Source organism: Ignavibacteriales bacterium, from assembly GCA_016709765.1.
Taxonomy (GTDB): domain Bacteria; phylum Bacteroidota; class Ignavibacteria; order Ignavibacteriales; family Ignavibacteriaceae; genus IGN3.
Window position 1 is genome coordinate 661643 of sequence record JADJMD010000013.1, and the last position, 19881, is coordinate 681523.

11 protein-coding genes and 4 pseudogenes are annotated in these 19881 nt (G+C 34.1%); 2 read left to right on the forward strand and 13 right to left on the reverse strand.

The features are described from left to right. Positions 1 to 63: 63 nt before the first annotated feature. Both IPJ23_12560 and IPJ23_12565 read right to left on the reverse strand, forming a co-directional pair. Positions 64 to 1155 (reverse strand): hypothetical protein, encoded by a 1092-nt coding sequence (locus IPJ23_12560; protein ID MBK7631510.1) that lies wholly within the window; start codon positions 1153 to 1155, stop codon positions 64 to 66. 19 nt (positions 1156 to 1174) lie between these two features. Further along, on the reverse strand, positions 1175 to 1537 hold the full coding sequence (locus tag IPJ23_12565) for a hypothetical protein (GenBank protein ID MBK7631511.1): 363 nt from the start codon (positions 1535 to 1537) through the stop codon (positions 1175 to 1177). A gap of 175 nt (positions 1538 to 1712) precedes the next feature. On the opposite strand from IPJ23_12565, the gene IPJ23_12570 reads away from it, so the two are divergent. Continuing rightward, positions 1713 to 2003, forward strand: a complete 291-nt coding sequence (locus tag IPJ23_12570) for a hypothetical protein (protein MBK7631512.1) — start codon at positions 1713 to 1715, stop codon at positions 2001 to 2003. 199 nt (positions 2004 to 2202) lie between these two features. Here IPJ23_12570 and IPJ23_12575 read toward each other — a convergent pair whose 3' ends face one another. The 4 genes and pseudogenes from IPJ23_12575 to IPJ23_12590 form a co-directional block, all read right to left on the reverse strand. Next, complete coding sequence (locus IPJ23_12575; GenBank protein ID MBK7631513.1) at positions 2203 to 3582, reverse strand: HAMP domain-containing histidine kinase; 1380 nt, start codon at positions 3580 to 3582, stop codon at positions 2203 to 2205. 74 nt (positions 3583 to 3656) lie between these two features. After that, a complete protein-coding gene (locus IPJ23_12580) occupies positions 3657 to 5564 on the reverse strand; it encodes an iron hydrogenase small subunit (protein ID MBK7631514.1) in 1908 nt (635 codons plus the stop codon). Further along, a pseudogene (nuoE, locus tag IPJ23_12585) lies at positions 5564 to 7282 on the reverse strand (NADH-quinone oxidoreductase subunit NuoE). Before nuoE ends, IPJ23_12580 begins: the two are co-directional and overlap by 1 nt. Positions 7283 to 7287: 5 nt before the next feature. After that, a pseudogene (locus IPJ23_12590) lies at positions 7288 to 7667 on the reverse strand (response regulator). Positions 7668 to 8004: 337 nt separating this feature from the next. Here IPJ23_12590 and IPJ23_12595 point away from each other — a divergent pair. Next, complete coding sequence (locus IPJ23_12595) at positions 8005 to 8373, forward strand: class I SAM-dependent methyltransferase (protein MBK7631515.1); 369 nt, start codon at positions 8005 to 8007, stop codon at positions 8371 to 8373. A gap of 114 nt (positions 8374 to 8487) precedes the next feature. Here the strand turns inward: IPJ23_12595 and IPJ23_12600 are convergent, their stop codons facing one another. The 7 genes and pseudogenes from IPJ23_12600 to IPJ23_12630 all read right to left on the reverse strand — a co-directional run bounded on the left by IPJ23_12600 (position 8488) and on the right by IPJ23_12630 (position 19776). Beyond that, positions 8488 to 8904 carry a T9SS type A sorting domain-containing protein gene (locus tag IPJ23_12600; protein ID MBK7631516.1) on the reverse strand — a complete coding sequence of 139 codons (417 nt, stop codon included), beginning with the start codon at positions 8902 to 8904 and terminating at the stop codon, positions 8488 to 8490. Positions 8905 to 10267: 1363 nt separating this feature from the next. After that, positions 10268 to 11170, reverse strand: coding sequence for a T9SS type A sorting domain-containing protein (locus tag IPJ23_12605; GenBank protein MBK7631517.1), 903 nt, complete (start codon positions 11168 to 11170; stop codon positions 10268 to 10270). Positions 11171 to 11643: 473 nt separating this feature from the next. Then, positions 11644 to 13872, reverse strand: a complete 2229-nt coding sequence (locus IPJ23_12610) for a hypothetical protein (protein ID MBK7631518.1) — start codon at positions 13870 to 13872, stop codon at positions 11644 to 11646. Positions 13873 to 13923: 51 nt separating this feature from the next. Further along, positions 13924 to 15408, reverse strand: coding sequence for a response regulator (locus IPJ23_12615; GenBank protein MBK7631519.1), 1485 nt, complete (start codon positions 15406 to 15408; stop codon positions 13924 to 13926). A gap of 135 nt (positions 15409 to 15543) precedes the next feature. Further along, on the reverse strand, positions 15544 to 15948 hold the full coding sequence (locus IPJ23_12620; GenBank protein ID MBK7631520.1) for a response regulator: 405 nt from the start codon (positions 15946 to 15948) through the stop codon (positions 15544 to 15546). After that, positions 15945 to 17953 (reverse strand): annotated as a pseudogene (locus tag IPJ23_12625) (4Fe-4S binding protein). Before IPJ23_12625 ends, IPJ23_12620 begins: the two are co-directional and overlap by 4 nt. A gap of 94 nt (positions 17954 to 18047) precedes the next feature. Continuing rightward, a pseudogene (locus IPJ23_12630) lies at positions 18048 to 19776 on the reverse strand (iron hydrogenase small subunit). Positions 19777 to 19881 lie beyond the last annotated feature (105 nt).

Sequence of the window (19881 nt, forward strand, 5' to 3'; positions counted from 1 at the left end):
GAGCGGAAATGAAGGATGACATAAATAGTAAATGTCACACTTCCGCTTCGGCTCAGTGTGACACTAAAAATCAAAGTCTAATGAAGCGGAAATCATTTGGTTGGAATATTTGTAGTAATAATCATTTGAATTGTTTTTAAAATAATTCCATGTAGCCGAAATCGATAAACCCTTTGCAACTGAACTCAAATCAAAAACAATTCCTGCGCCAAATCCAAACTGATTATCTTCACGCATTACGTTTAGCTCTTCCCCGCTTCTATTAACGGCTGGTAGCGAAGAATAATTTCTTATTAGATATCTTGCATCAAGACTTAATTCGATGTTTTCATTAAAGTAATGTTTAAATCCCAATCCGGTTTCAATTCCATCATATGCATAAATATCATTAAATATCTCTTCTTCGTAATAAACAAGTGAATCACTAATTAAATAACGACTTCCATCGGAAAGATTTTTTCTATATTCGATATAACCATTAATACCTGTTAAATCACTTAACGATTGTCCAATGTTTGCTTTCAGTTTTAACTGAGCCGCCTCGTTTAGGTAGCCTTCAAAATCATATTTTTCAGAATATTGTTTGATTAAATATTCTGCATTTAATGTAAGTGACGTTTGAGTTTCAAAGTTTGAAATCCAGTTTACAAAAAACCGGTGCTCATTGTGAGAGAACAATGTAAAGTTTTTATAAGTGTTTATGTTAAAAATATAACCGGGTAAGATATAATCAGACTCGCTAATTGAATGACGATAATTTACATAAGCCGAAATTTGGTTGAAATCATAAACTTTAAATTCATCTTTGTTATTTCTAAAAGAATAATTTATTCCTGCGTTTAATGGATTATCATCCACAGAAAATAAATGTGTTTCTACTAATCCGATGCGATGTGTGTTAAATGATTTTGATGTTGTTGCTTGGAAATAATTTAATCCGCCTTCATAATAAATTTGAACGTTGTTTAAATCTGATTCGAAGTTATACGCGGAACCAAAGGCAAAACTGTTTATATAATCAGAAACTTTTTCACTTGTATTAAAAATATTATCATCATATATGCCCTGATAATAAGTGTACAAGTTAAACTGAGCTTGTGCAGTTTGTAAAAATAGAATTGCTAAAATTGTTGCAGTACCAAAAAGATTTTTCATAATTCAATTTCTATGCAAATTAATTTCCCCAGTTGGGACTATTTCCATTTTGATTTCCGCCGCTGCCCTTACCGCCCGGACCTTGTTTACCTGCGCCCATTCGTTTTCTCATTTTATTAAAACTCATTCCGCTTTGTCTTGTATCGCAAATTCCATCTCCATCTTTATCTATGAACACATCTTTTCTTTTGCGATTTTCTTTTACATCAGTTTGAGCTTTTTCTTTTGAGCCAATTTGATTTTGAGCTTTGTTCATTTCTTGATTTTGAGTTTGAACTTTTTCGCGTTCCTGATTTTTTTGCTTTGTCTGCGTTGAATCAGAAACTGTCTGGCTGTAAATCAAACCAGCTGAAAGTAATACGATTGTTATTATTGTTTTCATATATATACCTCTAAAGATTTTGTACAATATAAATGCCACTTAAATTATTGCTATGAGGCAACAGAATTCAAATAAAATGATTATTGCCTTCGACCAAGATGGTTAAGTACGACTAAATGGGCGAAAATTATATATTTTTACATCGTAATTTAATCACATTTATCAAAGGAGACTTATGAAATCTGTATTATTAATTCTTATTGGTCAAAGAAAACAAGCTGCAGTGCAAGTTCAAAAAGTTTTAACCGGTTGGGGATGCATGATTAAAACAAGATTGGGTATTCACGACGGTGTTATGGAAAATTGCAGTGATCAAGGATTACTTATTCTTGAACTTGCGGGCGAAAGAAAAAAAATGGATGAGTTAGCAAGAAAAGTTTCTTTAATAAAAGGAGTTTCCTTTAAGCTTGTTGATTTGAAAGTTGTAAAGGAAAAGAAAAAGAAAGTTTCTGCTAAAAAGAAATAAAATAATTTTCATTTTCTCATCCAGTGCAAAAAGTTTCGAGGTCGATTGCAGAACTCAAATAAGTCATTTCGAAAGAGTCCTCTGCCATAAGCATCCCTTTGGGAGCCTGAGAAATCTGACTTTTTTAATCTACAGATTTCACCTATCGGTCGAAATGACTAATCTGGGGGGCAACTATAAATCAAAAAATAATGGAATGTTAAGATTTGAAAGGCAAAGTAATTTTCACGCAGGTTCCGGGATATTTATTTGTAGATAGATGCGATGGACTTTGAACATCTATTGTTCCACCATGTCTTTCTACAATTTGTTTAACGACAGATAGACCCAATCCAGAACCCTCAACTCCGATGTGTTTTATATTGCTGGCTCTAAAAAAATCAGTAAATATTTTGTCAAGTTCTTCTTTAGGAATTCCCATACCGTCATCACAAACTTTTATCACTAAATCATTTTTATCTTTTTCAATAGTTATCTCAACCAGGCCATCCATATTATTATACTTAATTGCATTACTAATTATGTTTGATAACGCAATCTGAATCAAGAATGGATCCCCTTCAATTGGATGTTTTTCTTTCCAGTTATTGATTAAAGAAAGCTTTACACCTTTAGCTTCAGCATTAACCTTTGCAACTTTAATTGCTCTTGCAAGTATTGAGGCAATATCTACTTCTTCTTTAATAAATGAATCTTCAAGTCTAAGTTTAGAAATTTTTAATACGTTGTTAATCAGTTCAATTGCTTCATCAGACCTTTTACGCGCACGGATAAGTTTTTCTTCTACAACTTCATCTAAAGGTCCAAGAAACTTCTGAAGTATTAAATCAAGATAGGAATGTACTGCAGCAAGTGGAGTTTTAATTTCGTGTACAATACCGGAAATATATTTTTGTTTTTCTTTTTCTGCAGCGTTTATTTTATCAATTGACTCAAGTAACTGCTGTTCACGAATGTAAAGTTGGTTAGCCATTTTATTTGCAATTAAAACAATCATAAAAACCAAAAAGGCAAAGCTTACATTAATTGCCAGTACATAATTAAATTGTTGGTGGAGTGAGAAAGGAAGAAACCCGATGATATGGTAATGCGGTATTATTGAGTAATACTCACCAACTGTAATTCCCCAGAATGCAAGCACTATAAAAACGGAAAAAGTATAAATAACAAACCCAGGTAAAATTAAACTGCCAACAATCATGTGAATGACAAAAAACAGAAGCAGCGGTGATTCAACACTTCCTGTAAAATAAACCACAAGCATTAGAGATGTCAAATCGGCAATCATTTGCAGCAAAGATAGATGAAGTGGATTAAATTTATCTGCATCATGTTCCAATAATCTCCTCATGATATGAAAAAGAATATTGTAAACAAAAATTGAAAAAGTAATTATTAATAGGGCTGTTTGCTGATCATCAGAAAGCGAAATGCCTAAAAAGTATTTTGGGAAGATTATAAAGAAGAGAAGCATTACAACTGCGGCATAACGAAGTTTTATAAACCAAAGATTTCTATTCCGTATTGTTAACCAAAATTCTTCGTAATGCTTTGCCCAAGCTGGAATTAGATCAAACATTTTTACTTCTGTTAAAAAAATAAAACCAGGCAGAACTTAATATATATTTTTCTGCCCGGTTTAAATATACAATTTTAAGCTATATACTTACCTCTCTTCACATAGCTGGTGTGAAGAAGTTTGTGAGAAATATGCCCGCAAGGTCCGTCAGTTAAAAACTCATTATAAATATCAGTTACATGTTTGTTTTCATGAGATTTTCTTAATGGTAAAGAATTATCTTCATCATAAATAGCTTTTGCTCGCATCTTTCTTATTTCTTCATTTGTTGGAATTGGCTGACCGCCTCCGCCAAGACAACCGCCTGGACAAGCCATAAACTCTATGAAATGACATTCGCTGAATTTACCGCCGGCTTTTATATCATCCATAATTTTTTTGGCGTTTGCAGTTCCGTGTGCAACAGCAACTTTTAGAGTGGCGCCTTTTAACCAGTTCCAATCGGGTACAAGATGTGCTAACAATTTTGGAACTGGACCAACTTCTGTTATCGGAAGTTCAGCATATTTTATTCCTTCAAATCCGCGTAATGGAATTATATCTGCGTTTGCAAAAACATCTTCGACTTTCTTTCCCGTTACTAACTCAATTACTGTTCTTAAAGCTGCTTCCATAACTCCGCCGGTTGCACCAAAAATTAATCCAGCACCGGAAGCATCACCAAACGGATCATCAAAATGCGACTTTGGCATTTCTGGTAAGTAGATTCCAGCCTCTTTTATCATCTGACCAAGTTCACGGGTTGTTAATCCGAAATCCACATCCTTATAACCCGAATCATCCATTTCAGGTCTGTTGCATTCAAACTTTTTAGCTGAACATGGCATAACTGCAACTGATACTATATCTTTTGGATCTATGCCTTTTTTTTGAGCATAAAAAGTTTTAATGAGCGCACCAAACATTTGCTGTGGTGATTTTGCTGAACTTAAATTATCAATATACTCAGGATAAAAATGCTCAAGATATTTTACCCAGCCTGGTGAACAAGAAGTAAACTGCGGAACTGCAACTTGTTCTTTCTTAACTAAAGCTTTATAAAGTCTTAAAATTAATTCTGTTCCTTCTTCTATAATGGTAAGATCTGCTGTAAAGTTTGTATCGAATACAACATCAAAACCGATTCTACGTAATGCTGTATTCATTTCACCGGTAAATGATTTACCCGGTTCTAATCCAAACACTTCACCAATTGCCGCGCGTGGTGATGGTGCTGTTTGAATTACAACATGTTTTGTAGGATCATCAATTGCATTCCAGATTACATCAGAAGGATCATTAGCTTTTAATGCGCCGGTTGGGCAGCGATTAATACATTGTCCGCAATTAATGCAAACAACATCAGCTAAAGGTTTTTCTAAAAATGTTCCTATATGAGTTTTATCGCCACGACCAATTGCTTCTAGAACTCCGACTTCCTGAAGATCGATACAAGTTCTAACACATCTTCTGCAGTTTATACATTTATTCATATCGCGTATGACTGAGTATGATGAAAGATCAACTTCAAATAAGGGTTCTGTAACATGTCCAAAAGTGTAAGAATCAACACCGTATTCTTTTGCAAGTGTTTGAAGTTCGCAATTATTATTTCTTACACAAGAATAACATTCACCATAATGTTCACTTAGCAGTAAATCAATTATATGTCTTCTTGCTTTGCGCACCATTGTACTTGATGTTTTAATTTTTATTGAAGCTGTAATTGGAAATGAACAAGCTGTCTGAAGTGTTCTCATTCCTTCAACTTCAACAACACAAACACGACAAGTACCTGCGATGCAAAGATCAGGATGATGACAAAGTGTCGGAACGTGAATTTGATTCTCTTTAGATGCTTCAAGAATTGTTTGTCCAAAAAATACTTGCACTTTCTTTTCATTTATCTCAATAGTTACCTTACTTCCAATTCCATCTTCAATGGTTGGTTTTTCAACAGTTAAAGCTTGTTGAGCCATTGGTGTTCTTGATTTTTCTTTCATCACTTACCTGCCTTTCCGTTAAATCTATTATTCCCTTTTGTGTGAAAGATTTCATCTTTGAAATTTTCCAAAATGGAAATAAATGCGTTAGGACTTGATTGACCCAATCCGCATTTTGATGCAACTTGCATTGATTTGCCAAGTTCTTTAAGTGTATTAATATATTTGAAAGTAAACTTTCCACTTTCAATCATTTCAATTCCTTCAAGTAATTTTACATTACCGATTCTGCATGGTGTGCATTGCCCGCAGGATTCTTCAACAAAAAACTCCATAAAGTTTCTTAATACATGAAGCATGTCTCTTGATTCATTAAAAATTATTACCGAGCCGCCGGTTGAAATATCTTCATAACCAAACTTGCGATCGAATTGCGATTTTTGAATACAGATTCCGGATGCGCCGCCAATTTGAACAGCTTTGGCATTTCTTGCACCAACCAATTCAAGTAATTCATTTACGGCAATTCCCCATGGTAGTTCATAAACACCAGGGTTTTCACAATCACCAGAAACAGAAAACAATTTTGAACCGGTTGATTTATCTGTACCATATTTTTTAAACCAAGCCCCGCCTTTTGTAATGATGTGAGGAACTGCAGCAAGTGTTTCAACATTATTTACGGAAGTTGGATAACCCATATAACCTGTGTTAACAGGGAATGGTGGACGATTACGCGGTTCGCCTCTGTAGCCTTCAAGTGATTCTATTAATGCAGTTTCTTCACCGCATACATAAGCACCTGAACCTAATCGTATTGAAATATCATATGAAAAATCTGTTCCAAGAATTCCTTCACCGAGCAGATTATCTTCTCTCATATTGGATAAATAATTTTCCAACTGCTCAAGCATGTATTCATACTCTGCACGTAAATAAACGATACCAACTTTTGCCCCGACAGTGTAACCGCCGATTACCATACCTTCAAAAACAAGTTCGGGATATTCCATTAAAAGAACTCTATCTTTAAATGTTCCAGGCTCGCCTTCATCAGCGTTGCAAACAATAAATTTTTTGTCAGCTTTTGCTGCAGCCGTTAACATCCATTTTGTAGATGTAGGAAATCCAGCGCCGCCTCTACCTTTTAAACCAGAATCTTTTAACTCAAAAAGAATGTCTTCTCTTTTCTGTTTTAAAGCTTTTTTTATTCCTTCTCCTCTTTTATAAGGAGAAAAAAGAACCGGACCTGTACGTTCCGTTTTTATATTATTTATTTTTGTTTCAATTTTCATTTATCATCCCTACTTTATTTCGTTAAGAATGTTAACTGCATTTTCAGGATCGAGTTTTGTGTAAACACGATCGTTAACTATCATTGCTGGTCCTTGATCACACATTCCAACGCAGTTAGTAAATTCTAAAGTTATGCGGTTATCTTTTGTTGTTTCGCCAAACTTAATTCCTAGCTCCCTTTCAATAGCTTCAACAACTTTATTCTTGTTAGCCATATCGCATGATATTGTTTGACACAATCTTACAATATTTCTTCCTGTCGGTTTTGAGTGAAGAAAAGAATAAAAGGATATAACGCTAAAAACTTCAACAGGATGTATATCAAGGAATCTTGCAACTTCCTGCTGAGCGAAATCACTTATATAACTATGTTTTTTTTGTATTGCCTGAAGCACCGGCATCAGTGCTGATCTGTCTTTACCGTATTTTATTACGTAGCTCTCTATCTCTTCTGAAAGAGCATTTTTTTCTACAACAAGCATTTGCTCTACTCCTTAAAATGAATTGCTAAAAGTTTTTCTACTTTGTCCACAAGAGTTTCGGGTGAAATTGGCTTTTCAACAAACTCATCAACAGGAACCATTTCGCTTGCGCCAAATTCCATTCCTAAAGATTTTGAAACTGATGTGTACATTATAATTGGTGTGTCCACATTCATTTTGCGGAACTTTTGAGCGAGAAAAATCCATCATCGGGTTCATTCATCATTACATCAAGAATGATTAAATCTGGATTTTGATCCATAACGATTTTATATCCATCATCTGGATTGGAAGCGGTGATAACGTCGTAACCTTTTGAAGTTAATACCAAACTGCTGGCATCAACAATATCCGGATCGTCGTCTATTATTGCTATTTTGGCCATTGTTTATCCCCTAAAGATAAATTTATGGAATATTTAGTTAATTAAGAGTTTTCAAGTATTCATCAATTAACATGTTAAGTGCCATATTACTTTACACCGAATAATTATTTTAATTCAATTAGTGCGAGGGTTAAACATTTTTTTGTTTGATTTTTCTTAATCATAAGAAGTTTCACTTCTCAAATAAGATATGCTGTTTATTAGCTTTTGCTAATTGCGAAAAGATGATAAACGGGAAGAGAGTTAAAAGCGAATAATTAAGAATTAAAAACTTTAGCTGATTAGAAATTATTTTTAAATAGCTATTTTGATATTATAAAAAGGAGCAATAAAAAATATGAAATCAAATAACAACTTTTACAATTCAGCTTCAGTTTATTACGATAAGATGATTGACTTTGATTCTGCATTACAGAAACGCAAAATACTCTTATCAAATTTTATTGATAAAAAAATAAAATCAGTTGCAGATGTTGGATGTGGAACCGGAGTTGATTCTATTGCTCTTGCGCTGCTTGGATTAAATGTTACAGCATATGATCCTTCATCGGAAATGATAAACATTGCGAAAGCCAATTCTGAAAAACATAATTGCAAAATTGATTTCCATATCTTTTGTGCGAATAAAATCCCAAAAACATTTTATAATAAGTTTGATATAGTTGTTTCACTTGGAAATACTAGAACTATTTGGTGGTTTGGATAAAAAAGTTTTTGATGCAAAAATCTCAAATGATTTAGTATTATTTACTCAAAAATAATTAGGCACGATTGCTCGTGCCTTAAACATCTCGTTTCTTTACTTTTACCTCTTGCCAGGTTACTTCATCAAGATCATCTTCTTTGTGCTAACAAAATCTCCTACTTTAATTTGATAGAAATACACTCCTGATGATAGTTTAGATGCATCAAATTCAATTTCATATCTTCCTGCAGGACGTTCTTCGTTTACTAAAGTTGTTACTTCATTTCCAAGAACGTCATAAACTTTTATAGTCTGCCATTCGCTTACTGGCGACTGCCAAATTATTTTTGTGTTTGGATTAAATGGGTTTGGAAAGTTTTGTCCCAGATTATAATCCAGCAAAGGTTCATAATTTTCTACAACTGTAGGGCTGTCTTTTACAGCAATTAAATTTTGTGTGTGATATGGGAAAGTTGAGCTTATATGTGCACCTATATATAATGTGCCATCACTACCAATTGCTGGACAGGAGTCATATTCAAGATCACCCATATCCAATGTCCATAAGACTGTACCATCAAAATCAATGCAGCCAAAGTATGAGGCTATACTTGTTCCAAAATATACCTTTCCTTCTGCATCACAAACTAATTCATGATTAATCCAATTTTGATATGTATCGTTTTCAAAATCTAAAATCGTTTTCCAGTTTTCATTACCATCATAATCAAGGGATATTATTGCAGTTTGATATTCCCTATTCCCATTTATAAATGCATGAAAAATAATATTTCCATTTTTATCTATGGTTGGCGCTGTATACATATTAAATCCTTCGATACCATATTTCCATTTAAGATCACCATTTGCAGACACCGCGAATAAAAAGTTTTCTCCTATTGTTGTATCTCTTCCTAAAGTATAAATAGTATTGTTGTTATCAATTAGTGGTAAACCCCAATTAACCAAACCGGGATTAAAACTCCAATTTACATTTCCATCCAAATCTGTAGATTTTAATGAACCAGCATAACCAACCTGTGTGTAGTCATCTTTGAAATACATAGTATCGCCGGAAGGTGAAAACATTATTCCTCTAAAGTATATCCCAGACCAAGGAATTTTTCTTACTAAGTTACCGTTTGAGGATATTACAACAATGGTGTCTTTAATTGGTATATAGAATTTTCCTGACTTATCTCTTGAGATTGTAAAATTCAAAACCCCTATCGGAAGATCAGTAAGATTCCATTTTTCACTTCCATAGAAATCTAATGAATAAATGTTGCTGTTCCTGCTTCCAAAGTATATACTCGAATCGTTACCTAGTACAGGCCCAACATTATTAGCAAAATTAGTTTCTGTCTCAAACATCCAATTATCATTTCCATTTTTATTAAGAGAATAAAAATAATTTACAGTATCTAATGATAAGGCTCTTTCACCCATATAAAGATTATCATCATAGCCTATAACCGGGCCATAAATAACACCAAGTGGCATATCTTTTTTCCATATTACATTGTTTGTTCTGGGACCAATATACTCTGATCTTCCAGTTCCTTGCATATCGCCACGTAGTACAGGCCAAGGTGAATCTGCCAGCGAAGGCCAGGGGATTTTAACTTGCTGTTGACTTTGCAGTTCTGTGGAATAAAAACTGAACAGCAATAGGAATAAAAATATTGTAAATGTTTTCATTATTTAACCACGATTTCAAAATGTACTAAATATAGTTTCAATAGATAATGATTTAAATGAATAGAATAAACCATTTAAAGTCAAATTAAATCTGTGTTTAAATGCTTGCCAATCACCAATAAAAAAAGACACGATTGCTCGTGCCTTTTAGAAAATTACTTCACACTTCGTCCCTCGAATACGCTCGGGATGACAACTCAGTGTGACAAAGCAATTATTTCAACAACATCAATTTCTTTGTTGCTGAATAATTTTCACTTTCCATCTTATAGAAATATATTCCTGATGATAGTCCTGAAGCATTAAACATCATTTCGTGATAACCTTCTTCAAGTTCACCGTTAAATATTTCTGCAACTTTTTCGCCAAGTGTGTTGTAAACACTTAAGCTTAAGTTTGTTTTAACCGGTAATGCAAACTTAATTGTTGTACTTGGGTTAAATGGGTTAGGATAATTCTGATATAAAGCAAAATCTTTTGGTCCGGTTACTTCAACTTCTATTTCATTGCTGTAGCTAAAAGTTCCATCAAAATCGATTTGCTTTAATCTGTATAAGTATGTTCCAGGTTTTTCATTCTTATCAGAATATGAGTAGAATGTTTTTTCAGTTGTAGTTCCTTTACCACTTACAAATCCAACATTACTGAATTCCGTTTGACCTTTCTCGTTTGACTTTTCACGTTTTTCAATTTGAAATCCATTGTTATTCGTTTCAGTTGCTGTACTCCAGTTAAGAACAACATTTCCATCAACCATTTCTGCATTAAATGAAACCAGTTCAACAGGCACTTCGCTGGAAACTGTCATTGTAATAGGAACAATCATTAATGTGTTTGCGGGATCATTAGTTGTGATTTCCATATCCATAGTATATTCACCAAGTTCCATCCCTTCGGTATCTATCAACAAACCAACATTAATAGAATTACCGCTGTAAATAGTACCAGAATAATTATTTAATGACAACCATTCAGGATCAGCAGCAAGTTGTACGGCTAAATTATTTGCAAGATAAGCGGCATCATAAACTATTTGAAGTCCATCAGTACCTGAACCATTTTCAATTCCAACAGTTGCACTTGTTAAAGTTGCGTTTAAGTTATTGTAATAGAACATAATTCTATCATTTGATTTGATCACAACTTGAAAAGTAAGTGAACCGGTTCCATTGTATTTTTGCCAGTTAGTAAACTGAATAGTAAATTTATCTGTTTCTCTTAAATAATGAACAGTTCCCTGAGTTCTTCCATCAAGATCATCCCAGAAAGGCGCGATGATATTATTAGGTGCCGCCCCATCGGGTATTGCAGCATTGCTGTAATATGAAGATGTTAGAGCGCTAAAACTTAAAAATCCATTTGTCGTTAAATAGATATCCGAATAATTCGTTCCGTAAAACTTAAAATCAAATCCAATCGGAATTGCATTTGTATATCCATCGTCAAGAGTACCGTTCCAGGTTGTAACTTGTACAGCAATTGGGTTTGCTGCAATATCAGTCCAAACATATGCGGGACCATTAGGATCATTACTGTCTTTCCATCTATAACCAAATACATCAGGACCACCGGCACCTTTAAAACTATAACCTAAATCATTACGTGGAAAATCTTTTTATCTTCTCCTTTTCCAGTGAACTTTTCGTTAGCTCCAGTTAATACAATCATTACATTATCAGGGAAAGTACTGTTAGTAAGTTCTATTGAATAATCAAGAGTAGAACTCTGTGCAGAGGTATTTGATAATAAAAGAGATTCAGTAAATGTAGTATCAGGAATTGAGAAACAATTCATTGAGTCCACACTAAGTGCTGCAACCGGTGGGAATAAGGTTACACCTGTTGGCACATTAGACATAACAGATTTATTATTCCACATATCCAATGCTTTGGCAGCAAAGTAATATGTTGTATTAAAGTCCAATCCATCAATTGCAAATGATCTTGGAGCACCTAAAGTATCAGAAACTCCGGTAAACAATTTTTGTGATGCGCTATTAAAATCAACATCGTTAGTAATTGGATCTACAGAATACCTTAAATCATAAGACGTAACACCACCCACTGTAGAATCATATGGAGCAGTCCAATTTATTGTTAGCGAATTTGATGTAGCATCTCCAACACTTAAGTCTGTGATTGCATCAGGCGGAGTAGTATCTGGAGGAATCTGACGTACTACAGGCATTGAAGGATCGCCCATTAAATTATACATTTCCATATAGCGAAGTACGGTTGCAGTAACACCACCGTAATGTGTTGCAAGATCAAACTTTGCTTTGTCAAACATTGGTGTAACACGAGTTAACTCTTCCAGAAACATTGCATCAATTAATCTTCTTTCAAGAATATCATCCTCATCCCAGTAAGAGTTTACAGATGAACCATAAAACGTTGATCCGCCGTTTGTTGTACGAATCCATGTCTCGCCGAAACTTTCTGCGATTTGATATGATCCGGTAATACATGCAAATGAATAAACAAATGGATACATAACCGTATTTGTTAATGATCTAACTTGTGATTGTGTAAGTTGTGGACCATCAGCCCAGTAAGTTTCTGCGCCGTGTCCGGAATAGATTGCAAATCTTTGGTTAGCATTTAAAGCATCAATCAATTGCTGTGTTGTTGCATTATGAGTAACAGTATAAAGTTTTAGATTCTCCCAACCAGCTGGCTGAAAGTGTGTGTTAATAACGTAATTATGTGTTCCTTCAGTAATAGCATAATTGTCAGTTGAAGCCATAAAAACATTTTTCTTTGCAACAGTAGCAATGTAGCTTTCCATATAAATGGATTTAGTTAAAGCATTCTGTAGTTCCTGTTCTGTTGTTACTGAAAATCTTCCTATAAATGCATCTGCAAATTTATCCGTGCCTGCAAGCTGTACATAGTTTAAATCTGTATTTGGATTTCCTTCTCCAGTTCCAATCCAAGATGGAATATGCTGAACATCACCAACAAGTAATACAAATTCAGGTCTAGTCTCTGCGTTATCATATCTGGCTTGTATAAATGCTTTGATAGCTGATGTGGTAGTTCCAGTTGTTGTTGTATTAAAAACATCAACTATAAATCCTTGTGCAGATTTATGTGTTATAAAAGAGGCTAATCCTGCTTCAAAAGTTGGTGCTGTAATTATTAAATATCTCATTGAAAGTAAAGATTCTGTTGGTTGGTATCCAACAAGCACATTTTTCAAAAACTCATTATATGTTTCTGATTTATAAACGGAAGATTCTAATTCCGAATTAATGTTTATTTCAAACGATGCTGAATTTGTAATTAAAAGTTTATTATCCTTCGGATTGTATGAGAATGGGAAAACAGTAACCATAACTCCGCTTACGCCGCCTATTACAAATGGTTCAGAAATGCTTACCAAAGGTTTTTCAATTCCTGCCGAACTATAATAATCGGAATTGATAACAAATGGTCTTTCACTTAAAGATCTTTCTCTGCTCCAGTACATTTGTTTGGGATAAACTTTTTTGCTCAGTATCTGTGTTGATTGATCAAAAGAGTTTATGCTAACTGTTGGTTTTTGTTCATCACTGGGAATAAAAAGATTAAAAGATATTTGTGGTATGGCTGGCATTCCAACATCTGGTGTAACACCGTAACCGGGAATTTGAATATCAACAAATTCACCTTCTGCTTCCGTTATTGAAGCAAAATTATATTGTTGTAAAGAAAAGTTAACAACGTAGCCGTTATTTGATTTGGCTACTGAAATTCCCTCTGGTTGAGCAAATATTGTTGTAATCATTAATGAAAATGAAAACGACACAACGAACAAGAAACTGTAAATACGCTTCATCTCTGTTCCTGTATGTAGTTTAAAAATAGCCCCTGTAATAGAGCGGAGTAATTAATTAGACATTATTGTTGGTAAAAATACTTTAAAAGTTGTTCCTTCGCCATAGTCAGATTCAACTTCTATCATTCCGGAGTAAGAATCGATAATACGTTTCACGATTGATAAACCTAAACCTGTGCCGCTAATGTTTTTTGTTTTTTCATTTTTAGCACGGAAAAATTCTGTGAACAATTTGTTCTTTTCTTCGGGTTTTAAACCAATTCCATTGTCTTTTATAGTGGTAAGAAGATAATCATCGGACATAGAAAGTTTTATTGTAATTGTTCCTTGTTCACGATTATACTTAATAGCATTGCTTATTAGATTTGTAAATAATCTTGTAATCTCATCGCTATCAGCCTTTATACATTGCTTGTATTCATCATGATCAAAGATTACCTGAATTCCTTTTTTGTTGATGTCAACCTGGAACAGTTCAAGAATGGATGCTATAACTTCGTGAATACAAACTCGTTTTATTTCACGATGGACTGCTTTCATTTCCATTCGTGATATATCTAAAAGATCATTTACCATTTTTAATAAACCATCTAAACGAATCATCGAGCGGTTTTCATATTCTTTCTTTTGTTCAGGACTAAGCTTAATCGAATCATCATTAAACAATTTTAAAAATCCATATACCGCTGCTATTGGGGCTTTTAGTTCATGAGAAACCATCGATACAAACTGGGATTTTACAAATTCAATTTTTTTAAGCTCGGTTATATCTTTAAAAACTATTACAACTCCTGCAACATTTTCCCCTGGATGAAACACGGCGGATGCAGTTGCTTCGATAAAAAATTCACGATTGGGTTTTAATTCAATCTGTATGGTATAAGAATTATGGTCTGATGATTTTTCATTAACAAACTTTTTAAACAGCGCAAGTATTTCAGGTTTAAGCTTATCTAAAATGTATTCTTCAATGGCAATTCCTGTCAACTCTAAAAACCTTAATGCGGCAGGATTATATAGAACAGCAAGTCCATCCTTATTAACAACCAGAACACCATCTGTAATTGAGTTTACAATAGTGTTCATTCTTGTTTTTTCAAATGCTACTTCAAGCAAACGTTCTTCTCGTTCCTTGTGCCATTTTTCCGCTTCAAGATTTACTAGTCTTATTTGATAACCTTCTTTAAGGTTTGATAAAAGCTCTTCAGGTGTAAATGGTTTTGGTATGTAACTATGCGCGCCTAATCGTGTTGCTTCAACTGCAGTTTCATAACTAGCAAATGCTGTTGCAATAAAGCAAACTGTATTCGGATATTTATCGCGTATTCTTTGAAGAACTTCAAGTCCATCAACATCGGGCATCTTTAAATCAATAACGGCCAGATCGAATTCGGTTTCAGTTCCAAGTTTTATTCCATCAGTTCCGTTTTCTGCAGTTGTTACATCATAGTTTTCGCGGGTAAGTAATCTTTGTGCACCAATCCGAAGACCTTTTTCATCGTCAACAATCAGAACTTTTGGTTTGTAAGTGTTCATATATTTTGTTTTGTTATTCCGGGCTCAACCTGGAATCTATGCTTCAATTTGTAGATTCATGCGAAAGTGGGAATGACATTGAATATATTTTAACGATATTCACATTTCGACTTTGCTGAATGTGACAAATGATTTCTATTTCCTTAACTCAAAAAATGCTTCAAGTTTCTGAACAAATTCTTCTATAACTACTGGTTTATTAAGGAGTGCATCCGCTTTTATCCATTCCTTTTCTTCAGAAGTTGACGCACCAAATTTGAATCCTGTATCGTAAGTTGCTGAAGTAAGAATAAAAACAGGAATATTTTTTCCATAATCATCCCGCTTAATTCTGTAACAAAGTATAAAACCGGAATCATGTTCTTCCATAATTAAATCGACAACGCAGGCATCTGGTTTTACTTTTTTAAAAACCTCAAATCCTTCTTTGCCGCTGTTTGCTGTAATTACTTCATAACCTTTGGATTCAATTAATAATTTATTTTGTTCAAGAAGATCTAAATCGTCATCGACTAATAGAATTTTTTTCTTTGTGCTCATAAAGCTTTCGTTCCTTCGTTTGCTTCAATTATTTTAAATACTTGATGTTTAGGCAACACAACCTTAAATGTCGTACCTTTTCCAATTTCGGATGTAAATGTAATGTTGCCTTTGTGCATTTTTATTATGCCATAGGAAATTGCAAGTCCTAACCCGGTTCCTTTTCCCATACTTTTTGTTGTAAAGAAAGGTGTAAATACTTTACTTTGATTTTCTTTTGGTATTCCATTTCCTGTATCAGCTACCTCAATTTTAATATTATGGTTATCAGATGTAAGATTAACAATAAGTTCTTTGTTTTCAGATTCGTTCATCGCATCACAAGCATTTTTAATAATATTTACTATCACTTGCTTGATCTGATCTTCATCACCTGTCATCAGATAATTGTTCTCTTGCACATCAAATTTAAAAATAATCTGCCTGTAAACAGGATTAACAGTAAATGGTTTTAAAACTTCCCTTATTATTTCTATCAAATCAAATTGTTTAAGATTTAATTTCCCCTGTCTTGCAAAGTTTAAGAGATTTGCAACAATATTTTTGCATCTATTTGCTTCTTCAACAATCAACTCTAAATCTTCAGTTCTCTGATCATCATTGTAAATTTTTTCTAAATCTTTTTTTAGCATTGATGCATAAAGCAGAATTGTTCCAAGCGGATTATTTATTTCGTGCGCAACTCCCGCAGCAAGCTGCCCGATTGAAGCAAGTTTTTCAGCAACTCTTAACTGTTCTTCGGTGTCGCTTAGATTGTCGTAAGCTATTTTTAATTCATCCAGAACATATGGCAAGCACATTTCTTTTTCCGCAAGATCTTTTGCTATTGCAACTGCATATTCTCTGCATGTTGGATAACCACATGCACCGCAATTTAATTCATCTTTTGCTTCGTATTTTTTTGTTTGTGCAAGAATCTCTTTAATTTTTTCTTCAGATGGATATGGTCTTCTTTGATTATCAATTCTAAAACTTCTTTGCAGATTTAATTTTCTTGCATTATAAAGATTACTTTTCCAAACGCGTTTATCTACATTATTAATCTTTTCATCAATGTAGTTTATAACTTTCTCTCGTCTTGCATAATAATTTAATTCTGTATCGATTGCTGGTCCGCTAATACAACCTTCACAAAAAAGAATATCTGTAAACTTTGCATTGATATGATTGTTTGAGATCTCTTCAATTATCTCTAATACTTTTTTCTTTCCTTCAACAACAATTATATCTTTTTCAAGTATATCGCCGCTAACATCAATAGTTTTAATCAAACCGCCTGCAAGCGGATATGCTTTTCCCATCATAGCATGCGGTTCATCAAAATCACTGTCCTCAAGTTCATCAACCATAATTTTCTGTTCATCAAACATTTGTTTTAGTTCTGTGAACGTTAAGACAGAATCTATAACACCTGCAACATCTTCATCTTGAGCTTCATGTTTCTTTGCAACGCAGGGACCAATAAAAACTATTTTAACATCTTCACCAAGATCTTTTTTAAGATATCTTCCAAGTGCAATCATTGGAGAAACAACTTGTGCAAGATTGGGAACTAGCTCGATGTAATATTTCTGGATAAAACTTACAACGGCAGGACAAGCAGAACTGATAACTGTTTTATCATTATCGGCTTTTATTAAATCCATATAATCATTTGATATAAGATCAGCACCAAAAGCTGTTTCTATAACTTTTGTAAATCCAAGTTTTCTTAGTGCAGCAGGAACTTTTTTATATTCATCCGGAAAGGAAGCTGCAAAAGATGGAGCAACTATTGCAATAGCATTCCCTGATTGAAGTAGATTATATGTGTCGTCAATCTCAGAAAAAATTTCTTTGCATCCTGTGAGCAAACTTTAACGCAATGTCCGCACGCAATACATCTTTCTTCAATCACTTTTGCCTGCGCATCAATAACACGAATAGCCGCAGCAGGACATTCTCTAATACAAGAGTAACATCTTTTACATCTATCGCTTATTGTGCTAACTATTGCGTGATTCATTATAATTCTTTTATCACTGTGATTCCGGGCTTGACCCGGAATCTTCTTAACTATAAATAGATTCCCACCCTTGCGGGAATGACAAATAAATAATTTAATTCTTAAACATCTTCTTTTTATCAAAATATTCTGTATGAAGAATCTCGTGTGCTTTATGCGAATTTGGTTCACCAAAAAATTCTTTGTACAAAGTTTTTACAGATTCATTATCGTGTGATCTTCTCGTCTTTGCATTTTCATCAATCTTGTAAAGTACTTTTATACGCTTCACAACTTTTTCAGGTTTCTGATGAATCGGTTGACCACCGCCGTTTATACATCCACCAGGACAAGCCATTACTTCTATAAAATGATGTTTGGAAGTTCCATATTGAACCTGATCAAGAATCGGATCAACATTTCCAATTCCGTTTACAACTGCAATGTTAACATTAAGATCACCAATTTTTATTGTTGCTTCTTTAACTCCAGCCATTCCACGGATTTCATCAAACTCAACATTCTCAAGTTCAGTTCCTGTCATTTTAAAGTATGCTGTACGTAAAGCAGCTTCCATAACTCCGCCGCTTGTTCCAAATATTGCAGCCGCACCAGTTGATTCACCAAGCGGATTATCAAATTCACTTTCTGGTAAATCATTGAAATCAATTCCTGCAATTTTAAAAAATCTTACAAGCTCTCTTGTTGTTAAAACAGCATCCACATCTGCCATTGCATGTTCAGAAAGTTCAGCGCGATTTGATTCATACTTTTTAACTGTGCAAGGCATAATTGAAACAACATAAATATCACCTGGATCAATTCCCATTTTCTTTGCATAATAAGTTTTTAAAACTGCACCTTCCATTTCGTGCGGTGATTTGCAGCTTGATACGTGCTCCAAAACTTCCGGTCTGTTCATCTCAACATATTTTACCCAGCCAGGACAGCAGCTTGTAAACATCGGTAAACTTCCGCCATTTTGTACTCTGTTAATCAACTCAGTAGCTTCTTCCATAATTGTAAGATCAGCAGCAAAGTTTGTATCGAACACTTTTTTAAATCCCAATCTTCTTAAACCTGTAACCAGCAATCCTGTTACATCTGTTCCAAGCGGCATATTATATTCTTCGCCGAGTGAAGCACGTACAGCAGGAGCAACTTGTACTATACAATATTTTTTTCTGTTATAAATTGCATTTGCAACTTCTTTAACTGCACTCTTTTCACGCAAAGCTGCAGTTGGACAAACAAGAATGCACTGTCCGCATAAAATACAATCGCTTACATTTAAACCTTTATTATAAGGTGTAGTTACGATTGAAGTGAATCCGCGTTTAGTAAAATCTATTGCGCCAACTTTTTTGAACTTCATGACAAACACGAACACATCTGCCGCAAAGAATACATTTTGCCGGATCACGTTCCATTGATGCGCTTGAAATATCAATCGCGTGGCATTTTGTTTCACCAACATAACGATGCTCACGAATTCCGTATTGTTCGGATAAATCCTGAAGCTCACAGTTTTTATTACGCACACAAATTAAACAGTCCTGCGGATGATTTTCTACAAGAAGTTCCACAATTGTTTTTCTTGCTTTGCGCACTCTTGGTGAATCTGTTTCAACAACCAAGCCTTCAGAAACCGGATAAGCACACGAAGGAGTTAATCCTCTGAAGCCTTCAACTTCAACAGCGCAAATTCTGCAAGCACCGGTTGGATCTAAATTTTTTAAATGACAAAGTGTTGGTATTGATATTCCTACTGATTTAGCAGCATCAAGAATTGTCATTCCTTCTTCTGCGTTTACTTTTATTCCATTTATTGTTAACTGAACCATTAATAACTCCGAAAATTCAAATTTATTTTCTTTTTGTCATTCCGAACTTGTTTCGGAATCTCTATTAAATATTATCATCAAAGAACCTGAAACAAGTTCAGGAGA

What these genes read in the sequence shown, in the direction of transcription:
- IPJ23_12610 (MBK7631518.1), bottom strand. Translation starts at nt 13,872, where the DNA reads ATGAAGCGTATTTACAGTTTCTTGTTCGTTGTGTCGTTTTCATTTTCA.
- IPJ23_12570 (MBK7631512.1), top strand. Translation starts at nt 1,713, where the DNA reads ATGAAATCTGTATTATTAATTCTTATTGGTCAAAGAAAACAAGCTGCA.
- IPJ23_12565 (MBK7631511.1), bottom strand. Translation starts at nt 1,537, where the DNA reads ATGAAAACAATAATAACAATCGTATTACTTTCAGCTGGTTTGATTTAC.
- IPJ23_12620 (MBK7631520.1), bottom strand. Translation starts at nt 15,948, where the DNA reads ATGAGCACAAAGAAAAAAATTCTATTAGTCGATGACGATTTAGATCTT.
- IPJ23_12595 (MBK7631515.1), top strand. Translation starts at nt 8,005, where the DNA reads ATGAAATCAAATAACAACTTTTACAATTCAGCTTCAGTTTATTACGAT.
- IPJ23_12615 (MBK7631519.1), bottom strand. Translation starts at nt 15,408, where the DNA reads ATGAACACTTACAAACCAAAAGTTCTGATTGTTGACGATGAAAAAGGT.
- IPJ23_12600 (MBK7631516.1), bottom strand. Translation starts at nt 8,904, where the DNA reads ATGGGTGATCTTGAATATGACTCCTGTCCAGCAATTGGTAGTGATGGC.
- IPJ23_12575 (MBK7631513.1), bottom strand. Translation starts at nt 3,582, where the DNA reads ATGTTTGATCTAATTCCAGCTTGGGCAAAGCATTACGAAGAATTTTGG.
- IPJ23_12560 (MBK7631510.1), bottom strand. Translation starts at nt 1,155, where the DNA reads ATGAAAAATCTTTTTGGTACTGCAACAATTTTAGCAATTCTATTTTTA.
- IPJ23_12605 (MBK7631517.1), bottom strand. Translation starts at nt 11,170, where the DNA reads ATGTTCTATTACAATAACTTAAACGCAACTTTAACAAGTGCAACTGTT.
- IPJ23_12580 (MBK7631514.1), bottom strand. Translation starts at nt 5,564, where the DNA reads ATGAAAGAAAAATCAAGAACACCAATGGCTCAACAAGCTTTAACTGTT.